The sequence below is a fragment of the Micromonospora sp. HK10 genome, assembly GCF_000982955.1.
In the GTDB taxonomy this organism is placed as follows: Bacteria; Actinomycetota; Actinomycetes; order Mycobacteriales; family Micromonosporaceae; genus Micromonospora.
In genome coordinates this window covers 1-7,634 of the sequence record NZ_KQ058894.1, presented here as the reverse complement: position 1 = coordinate 7,634, position 7,634 = coordinate 1, and the positions used below count along the sequence as shown (strand labels likewise).

The window sequence follows — 7,634 nt, the reverse complement described above, 5'->3', positions numbered from 1 at the left end:
GGGTCCGCCGACCAGCGGTGGGCCAGGGTGAGCAGGGCGGTGCGGATCCGCGAACCGGACCGGTCGATCGCCGCCGGCACCACCTCCAGCCGGCGGCTCCGCGCCGCGGCCCCGGCGAGCAACTCGCCCGGCACGCCGAGCACCATGGCGAGCCAGCCCAGCCAGAAGTCGCCGGGGAGCCGGCGCTGCCGCTCCCACCGGGAGATCTCGTGCCGGGTCAGGGTCGGCAGGCCGGAGGCGGCGCAGAGCGCGGCGGCGAGCCGCTGCTGACTCCAGCCGCGGGCGGACCGCAGCTCGGCCAGGACCGGCCCGAGCGGACGCGGATCGGGGGGCGGAAACGGGATCATCGGTCCTCCGTGGGCCTCGGCGCGGATGGCGACGGAAGCGGCCCGACCGTGCCGGGCCGGCGCGCCGCCGGTCGTGCTGACCCCCGCGCGGGCCCCCGGCGCCGGCCACCGGCCGGCCCCACCGCGCGGCACCTTGTCTACCCCCGGGGTACGACGCTCCGCCCGGCCGTGCTCGCGGGCTGGGAACCTCCTGGGTACGGCGGGCGCCCGCCGCTACAGTCGGGGCGTGGCGCTCGGTCTTCCCTCGGTCCTCCCCAATCCCCAGCCGGCGATCGGGGAGTTGATCCGTGCCGGTCGGCCAACCTTCTCCTTCGAGTTCTTCCCGCCGAAGACCCCGGCGGGGGAGCGCCTGCTCTGGCAGGCCATCCGCGAGCTGGAGTCGCTGCGCCCCTCGTTCGTCTCGATCACCTACGGTGCCGGCGGCTCCACCCGGGACACCACGGTCGCGGTGACCGAGCGGATCGCCACCGAGACCACCCTGCTGCCGATGGCGCACCTGACCGCGGTCAACCACTCCGTCGCCGAGCTGCGGCACGTCATCGGCCGGCTCGCCTCGGTGGGCGTCCGCAACGTGCTCGCCGTACGCGGCGACCCGCCGGGCAACCCGGGCGGCGAGTGGGTCAAGCACCCGGAGGGGGTGCGCTACGCCGAGGACCTGGTCCGGGTGATCCGCGACGCCGGCGACTTCAGCGTCGGGGTGGCCGCCTTCCCGTACAAGCACCCGCGCTCGCCCGACGTGACCAGCGACACGGCGCACTTCGTCCGCAAGTGCCGGGCCGGCGCCGAGTTCGCGGTCACCCAGATGTTCTTCGACGCCGACGACTACCTGCGGCTGCGGGACCGGGTGGCGGCCGCCGGCTGCGACACCCCGATCCTGGCCGGCGTGATGCCGGTGACCCAGCTGGGCACCATCGAGCGGTCCGTGCAGCTCTCCGGCGCGCCGTTCCCGCCGGCGCTGGCCGAGCGGTTCGCCCGGGTCGCCGACGACCCGGAGGCGGTCCGCCGGCTCGGCATCGAGCAGGCCAGCGAGATGTGCGCGAAGCTGCTCGACGAGGGCGTGCCGGGCATCCACTTCATCACCCTGAACCGGTCCACCGCCACCCGCGAGGTGTGGCAGCACCTCCGGGCCGACGCCCGGGTGTGACGACCCGGCCCACGACACCCGCGTCGCCCTTCTACGGTTGACCCGTGGTGGGCACACAGCTGAACTGGGACCAGTACGCGACCGCGTGGGCGCGGCTGCACGGCGGCTTCGACCCTCGGGTGGCCGCGCCGGTGGTCCGCGCCTGGCTACGGTTCGCCTACCACGTGGGTTACCTGCTGGGCCGGCTGCGGATCGGCCCGACCCCGGTGACCGTGGCCGGGGTGCTGCTCTGCCTCTGCGTACCGCTGCTGGTCGGGCGGGTGGGCGACGGGCCGTTCCTGGGGGCGCTGTTCGTGCTGCTCGCCGCGGTGGCGGACAGCGTGGACGGGGCGGTGGCGGTGGCCACCAACCGGACCACCCGGCTCGGCTACGTCTACGACTCGGTCGCCGACCGGCTCGGCGAGGTGGCCTGGCTGGTCGCGTTCTGGCTGCTCGGCGCGCCGGGGGCGCTGGTCGCCGCGGCCGGTGGCCTGTCCTGGCTGCACGAGTACGTCCGGGCCCGGGCGGTCTCCGCCGGGATGCGGGAGATCGGCGCGGTGACCGTGGGGGAGCGGCCCACCCGGGTCTGCGTGGCCCTGGTCGGGCTGGTGGTGGCCGGGCTCACCGGGCTGATCGACGCCGACCTGGTCGCCGGCACCAGCACCATGGCCACCACGGTCTGGGTGCTGCTGGCCGGCTTCGGCCTGGGCCAGCTGCTCTCCGCCGTCCGCCGCGCCCTGATCGACGCCGGCTGACGTCCGCGCCGCGTGCTGGGCGAGGCCCGCGTGACGCCCTGGCCGGCGCCGGCTGACGTCCGCGCCGGACTACCAGGCGGGGCCGATCTCGTCGGCGACGATCTGCGCCGAGAGGGTGACCATGGGGAGGCCGCCGCCGGGGTGGGTGGAGCCGCCGACCAGCCAGAGCCCGGCCGCCGGGGCACGGTTGGCCGGGCGGAGCAGCCCGCCGGCGGTGCCGTAGATCGCCCCGCCCGGCGCGCCGGTGGCCGCGTCCAGGTCGGCCGGGGTACGGATCTCCCGGAACACCAGCCGGTCCCGCACGTCCACCCCCCGCTCGGCGAGCACGTCGAGGATCCGGTCCGCGTACGCCTCGGCCAACCCGGGGCGCCGCCAGTCCACGGCGTCCGCCGCCGTGCCCTGCCGGGCAGCGTTGACCAGCACGAACCATGCCTCGTGCCCGTCCGGCCGGACCGCCGGATCGTCGGCCACGGTGACGAAGACCGTCGGGTCCACGGCCGGCCGGGCCCGTACCCCGCGCCCCGGGGCGCCGAAGACGGCGTCGAACTCGGCGTCGTATTCGCGGGGGAAGAAGACGTTGTGGTGGGCCAGCCCGGAGTCCCCGCGTACGCCGAGCAGCAGCACGAAGCCGGCCAGGCTGCGGTCGGTGAGCCCGGCCAGCCGGCGCGGGCTGGGCAGCAGGTCCCGGTAGACGGTGAGCGCGTCGACGTTGGCCACCACCACGTCGGCGGGGAGCGGGGCGGCCGCCCCGGCGACGCGTACCCCGTGCACCCGGCCGCCGGCCGCGTCGATCCGGGTGACGGTGGCGCCGGTCCGTACCACCACGCCCAGATCCAGGCAGCGCGACAGCAGCGCGTCGGCCAGGGTGCCCAGCCCGCCGCGCAGGTACCAGCCGCCGTACGTCAGCTCGGCGTAGGGCACGGCGACCAGCGCGGCCGGCGCGCGGCGCGGGTCGGCGCCGGTGTAGGTGGCGTACCGGTCGAGCAGCATCCGCAGCCGCGGGTCGGACAGCTGGCGGCGGCCGAGGCCGCGCAGGGTGCGGCCGGGGGCGATGGCGGCCAGGTCACCGAGGCGCCAGGCCAGCGCGGCCAGGTCCCGCGGGGAATCGATGGCGCGGCCCAGGATGTCCCGCTGGGAGGCCGCCCACACCCGGGCGGCCCGCTGCCAGAGCCGCTGCCAGTCGGCGGCGGCCCGGTCCCCGAAGGCCGCGCCGATCCGGGCGGCGAACTCGGCCGGGTCGGCGCAGGAGTCCAGCGCTGGGCCGCCACCGGGGAAGACGTGCCGGACGATCGGGTCCAGCGGTACCAGGTCGAGGTACTCGTCGAGCTTGGCCCCGGTCGCCTCGAACAGGTCGTGGAAGACCTGCGGCAGGGTGAGCAGGCTCGGTCCGGTGTCGAACAGCCACCCGCCCTCGGCCGTGTCGTGCCGGTACCGGCCGAGCTTGCCGCCGACCGTGTCGGCCCGCTCGAGGACGGTGACCTGGTGCCCGGTGACGGCCAGCCGGGCGGCGGCGGCCAGCCCGCCCACGCCGGCACCGACGACCACGATTCGCGCCATGCCGTGCCCCCTAGCTGACCGGGCGACCCCGCCAGGTGAGCCGGTGTCGCTTCCGCAGATGGTACGACCGAAATGTCAGCCAACCGAGGACCACCACCGACACGGGGTGTGCCAGCGCGTCGGGCCAGGCCCGCCCGCCGGTGGCCCGGGCGCTCACCGCGCGTCCCGCGACCCCGAGCAGGTAGGCGGCCAGCGCCACCCCGGCAACCCCCGGCGCGAACGGGGCGAGCACGACGGCGAGCAGCGGGGGCGCGGTGTAGAGCAGGAGTAGCAGGGCCACCACCACCGCCGCGGCGGCCGGATGCCCGAACGAGGCCCACAGCGACTTGGTGTAGCCGTCGCGCAGCTCCGGCCAGCTGTCGTACATCCGGCAGGTGGCCAGCCGCGACCCGTCGGCGAGGGCGATCCGGCCGCCGGCCCGCTTGACCGCCCGGGCCAGCTCGATGTCCTCCAGCACCTTGTCGGCGACCGCCGCGTGCCCGCCGGCGCGCAGGTAGCCGGCCCGGTCCACGACCAGGAACTGCCCGCCCGCGGCGGCCAGCGAGGGCCGTCGCGAACGCTCCATCGCCCGCAGCGGCAGGAAGGTCAGCCACAACCACTGCAACAGCGGCTGCACCAGCCGGTCGGCCGCCGTCCGCACCACGATCCGGGGGTACGGCGACAGCAGCGCCGCGCCCGCCGCGCGCAGCTCGGCCACCGCCGCCGCGACGGCGTACGGGCCGAGCACCACGTCGGCGTCGACGAAGACCAGCGCGGTGCGGGCCGGGTCGGTGCCGGTGGCCAACTGCCAGCAGGCGTGCGGCTTGCCCAGCCAGCCCGGCGGCGGGGCGGCCCCGGTGCGCAGGGTGACCCGCGGATCGCCGCCGGCCACCGCGCGCACCACGTCGGCGGTGCCGTCGGTGGAGCCGTCGTCGAGCACCACGATCCGCAGCTCCGGTACGCCCCGCTGGGCGAGCAGCGCGCGCAGGCACGGCGTCACCCGCGCGGCCTCGTCCCGCAGCGGCAGCAGCACCGCCACCGGCTCGGTCACCTCGACCGGGCCGGTGGCCGGCCGGCGCAGCCAGCGACCGGCGTTGACCAGGGTGTGCGCGGTGAGCACGGCGACCGCGCCGGCGAGCACGAGCAGCGCGGTCATGCCGGCGCGTCGACCCGCCGGGCCGGGTCCACCGCCGGGCGGCCGGTGCCGGAGCGGCGGCCGCGCAGCAGCGCCACCGCCAGCGGCACGGCGGTCAGCGCCATGCCGGCGGCGCCCCAGAGCGCCGAGGCGGGCAGCCGGAGGAAGACCGCGTGCGCCAGCACGCTGGAGGCGTACGTCCAGAGGTAGAGCGCGAACATCGGCGCGTCGGGCCGGCCGGCACGGTCGACGGCCGGGCCGGCCAGCGGGCGCAGCGCGGCCGCCACCAGCAGCGCGAAGAGCAGCCAACCGAGGTAGTTGCTGGCCGGTACGCCGGGCAGGCCGGGCAGCGCCGGGGTGGCGTCCCGCCAGACCCAGTAGCCCTCGGCCACCATCTGCGGGTCGAGGAAGAGGTCCCAGGCGGCCAGCCCGATCGCGGCCAGCCCGATCCGGGCGGCGTGCCGGGCCGGACCCGGCCAGCCGGTGCCGCCGCCGGCCGGGCGGACCAGCCGGACCGCGGTGAGCCACGCCGGCCAGGCCATCCAGGTCCAGGCCAGCGGGATGATCAGCGGCACCCCGGCCAGCTTCGGGCCCAGCTCACCGGAGTAGTCGTAGCTGCCGAACGGCACGCCGGTGGCCACCCCGAGCGCCTCGACCGCGAACCCGCCGCCGGTGGCCACCGCGACCAGCGCGAGCGCGGTACGCGTACCCCGGGTGAGCAGGGCGTGGCCGACGGAGAGCAACCATCCGAGCAGGACCGTGGCGACGGTCAGCCCGGCCCGGGTGGCGCCGGCGGTGAGCGGATAGCAGATCTGGGTGAGGACCAGGACGGCCAGCAGCGCCCAGGGCAGTCGCCGGGTCACGGCGCGGCCGGTGCGGCGCCGGGGCCCGGCGGGGGCAGCGGCAGGTCCCGGCCGAGCACCCCGAAGGGCCGCTCGTCGCCGGGGAAGTGGAAGTGGCGCAGGACGTCGACGAAGCCGAACCGCCGGTACAGCCGCCAGGCGCGGGAGGTCTGCTCGTCGGCCTCCGGGGTGGAGAGCAGGGTGGTGTTCCCCTCGGCCATGGTGAGCAGCGCCCGCAGCTGCCCGGCGCCGAGGCCGTGCCCCTGCGCGGGCGGCCGGACGTGCAGCTCGACCACCTCGAAGCAGTCGGTCAGCCAGCGCTGTCGGGCCGGCGCGTCCAGCGCCCGGTGCACCTGGTCGTGCCACCACTGGCCGGCGGCGCCGAGGTAGCCGTACCCGAAGCCGGCCAGGTGTCCCTCGGTGGTGAGGCTGGCGACGGCGCGGAAGCCGGGGCGGCGGACGTGGGTGGCGATGTAGCCGCGCCGGGCCTCCAGCAGGTCGGTCCGGTAGCCCATCGCCTCGCCGTAGACGGCCACCACGTCGTCCAGCCGCCGGACCAGGTCGTCCGGCGTCCAGCGCACCAACCTCATGCGTGTCCTCTCGCCGTGTCCGGGCCGCCCTCGGCGGCCCATCCGAGCACCGTCCGGTCGCCGACGACGTCGCCCACCGCGAAGCGCGCGAACAGCTCCTCGGCGTACCAGCCCTCGGTGGGGGTGCGGGTGATCGCGGCCCGGTGCTCCGGGTGACGGTACGCGAACGCGACCAGGTCCGCCGGGTCCCGCCACACACTCACCGTGCCCTGCCAGCCCAGCGGGGCCTCGCCGACGCCGAACCGGGCGAGCAGCCCGGGCGCGGTGCGCAGGGCGGCGGCGACCGGGGGGACCGCCCGCCAGAAGGTGACCGCCCGGCGGGCCCGCAGCCGGGCCCGGGTCAGCGCCAGCACCGGCCCGGTGGCCGGCCCGCCGGGCGGGTCGCCGAACGGCCGTCGGCCGGACCACTCGCCCCGGCTGGTCAGCGGGCGCAGCTCCACCCGGACGGCGGCGCGGGCGATCCGGGCCCAGGAGCGGCCGACCGGCGAGGCGTCGAAGCCGGCCGCGGCGGCGGGGGAGTCCCAGGCCACCAGGGCGGCCCAGCGGGTCAGGTCGACGTCGCCGGGGCCGAAGCCGGTGCCGGTCCCGGTGCCGAGCAGCTTGGCGAACCGGACGCCGGGGCGGCGGCGCAGCCGTGCCGGATGCGTCGCCATCCGGGCCAGCGCCCGCGGCACGGCCGCCCGGGGGATCCGCCAGACGTGCAGCGTGACCAGTCCGGGCAGGTCCTCGGAGGGCTGGCTCACGCCACCTCGGCCGGGGTGCCGGAGGTGATCCGCAGCAGCTCCGCGTAGGTGGTGGGGAAGACCGCCTGCGGCACGCCACCGGCCGCCCACACCTCGTCGTGCCCGTCGAGGGCGGTGTCGACGAGGGTACGCAGCGGGTGGGGGTGGCCGACCGGGGCGACCCCGCCGATCACCTGCCCGGTGTGCCGCTTGACGAACTCGGGGGTGGCCCGGCGCAGGTGGGTGACGCCGAGGCTGGCGGCCAGGCCGGCGGTGTCGACCCGGTGCGCGCCGGAGGTGAGCACCAGCAGCGGCGCGTCGTCGGCGTCGAAGACGAGCGAGTTGGCGATGGCGCCGACGCCCACGCCGAGCGCCTCGGCCGCCGCGGCGGCGGTGTGCACCGCCTCGGGCAGCAGGCGGACCTGGCTGGCGCCGCCGGAGCCGTCCCGCGCGCCCGCCTCGTCGAGCGCGCGCTGCACCGCTTGCACGTTCGGGTGTGGCTGCATGCCGCCCATTCTCCCCGCCGCGTCGCGCCCGCCGGCCGCCGCCCCACCCCGGCGCGTCGTCGCCTCCGGTCCGTCGGT

Annotated in this window: 9 protein-coding genes; 2 read left to right on the top strand and 7 right to left on the bottom strand. The window is 77.3% G+C overall.

Annotation, left to right across the window (positions count from 1 at the left end):
* The coding region (locus tag LQ51_RS34160; RefSeq protein ID WP_231605915.1) for a helix-turn-helix domain-containing protein at window positions 1–347 on the bottom strand (347 nt) is incomplete at its 3' end.
* A 226-nt stretch (window positions 348–573) separates the two neighbouring features.
* On the opposite strand from LQ51_RS34160, the gene metF reads away from it, so the two are divergent.
* On the top strand, window positions 574–1,491 hold the full coding sequence (gene metF, locus LQ51_RS28620; RefSeq protein ID WP_046571148.1) for a methylenetetrahydrofolate reductase [NAD(P)H]: 918 nt from the start codon (window positions 574–576) through the stop codon (window positions 1,489–1,491).
* Between the two features lie 44 nt (window positions 1,492–1,535).
* Window positions 1,536–2,225, top strand: coding sequence for a CDP-alcohol phosphatidyltransferase family protein (locus LQ51_RS28615; protein ID WP_046571097.1), 690 nt, complete (start codon window positions 1,536–1,538; stop codon window positions 2,223–2,225).
* Window positions 2,226–2,294: 69 nt separating this feature from the next.
* Here the strand turns inward: LQ51_RS28615 and LQ51_RS28610 are convergent, their stop codons facing one another.
* From LQ51_RS28610 to LQ51_RS28585, 6 genes are read right to left on the bottom strand one after another with little or no spacing between them, the layout of a single operon-like run.
* A complete protein-coding gene (locus LQ51_RS28610; protein WP_046571096.1) occupies window positions 2,295–3,782 on the bottom strand; it encodes a phytoene desaturase family protein in 1,488 nt (495 codons plus the stop codon).
* A gap of 10 nt (window positions 3,783–3,792) precedes the next feature.
* A complete protein-coding gene (locus tag LQ51_RS28605; protein WP_046571094.1) occupies window positions 3,793–4,917 on the bottom strand; it encodes a glycosyltransferase family 2 protein in 1,125 nt (374 codons plus the stop codon).
* Entirely contained in the window at window positions 4,914–5,759 is an 846-nt protein-coding gene (locus tag LQ51_RS28600) for a carotenoid biosynthesis protein (RefSeq protein ID WP_046571092.1), read from the bottom strand. The genes LQ51_RS28605 and LQ51_RS28600 overlap by 4 nt, the downstream gene beginning before the upstream one ends.
* Window positions 5,756–6,328, bottom strand: a complete 573-nt coding sequence (locus tag LQ51_RS28595) for a GNAT family N-acetyltransferase (RefSeq protein ID WP_046571090.1) — start codon at window positions 6,326–6,328, stop codon at window positions 5,756–5,758. Before LQ51_RS28595 ends, LQ51_RS28600 begins: the two co-directional genes overlap by 4 nt.
* Entirely contained in the window at window positions 6,325–7,071 is a 747-nt protein-coding gene (locus tag LQ51_RS28590; protein ID WP_046571089.1) for a monooxygenase, read from the bottom strand. Before LQ51_RS28590 ends, LQ51_RS28595 begins: the two co-directional genes overlap by 4 nt.
* Complete coding sequence (locus LQ51_RS28585; protein ID WP_046571146.1) at window positions 7,068–7,556, bottom strand: YbaK/EbsC family protein; 489 nt, start codon at window positions 7,554–7,556, stop codon at window positions 7,068–7,070. The genes LQ51_RS28590 and LQ51_RS28585 overlap by 4 nt, the downstream gene beginning before the upstream one ends.
* Between the last annotated feature and the right edge of the window lie 78 nt (window positions 7,557–7,634).

Bases quoted from the DNA above. Each gene is read 5' to 3' on its own strand.
- LQ51_RS28605 (WP_046571094.1), bottom strand. From the start codon at position 4,917: ATGACCGCGCTGCTCGTGCTCGCCGGCGCGGTCGCCGTGCTCACCGCG.
- LQ51_RS28595 (WP_046571090.1), bottom strand. From the start codon at position 6,328: ATGAGGTTGGTGCGCTGGACGCCGGACGACCTGGTCCGGCGGCTGGAC.
- LQ51_RS28610 (WP_046571096.1), bottom strand. From the start codon at position 3,782: ATGGCGCGAATCGTGGTCGTCGGTGCCGGCGTGGGCGGGCTGGCCGCC.
- LQ51_RS28585 (WP_046571146.1), bottom strand. From the start codon at position 7,556: ATGCAGCCACACCCGAACGTGCAAGCGGTGCAGCGCGCGCTCGACGAG.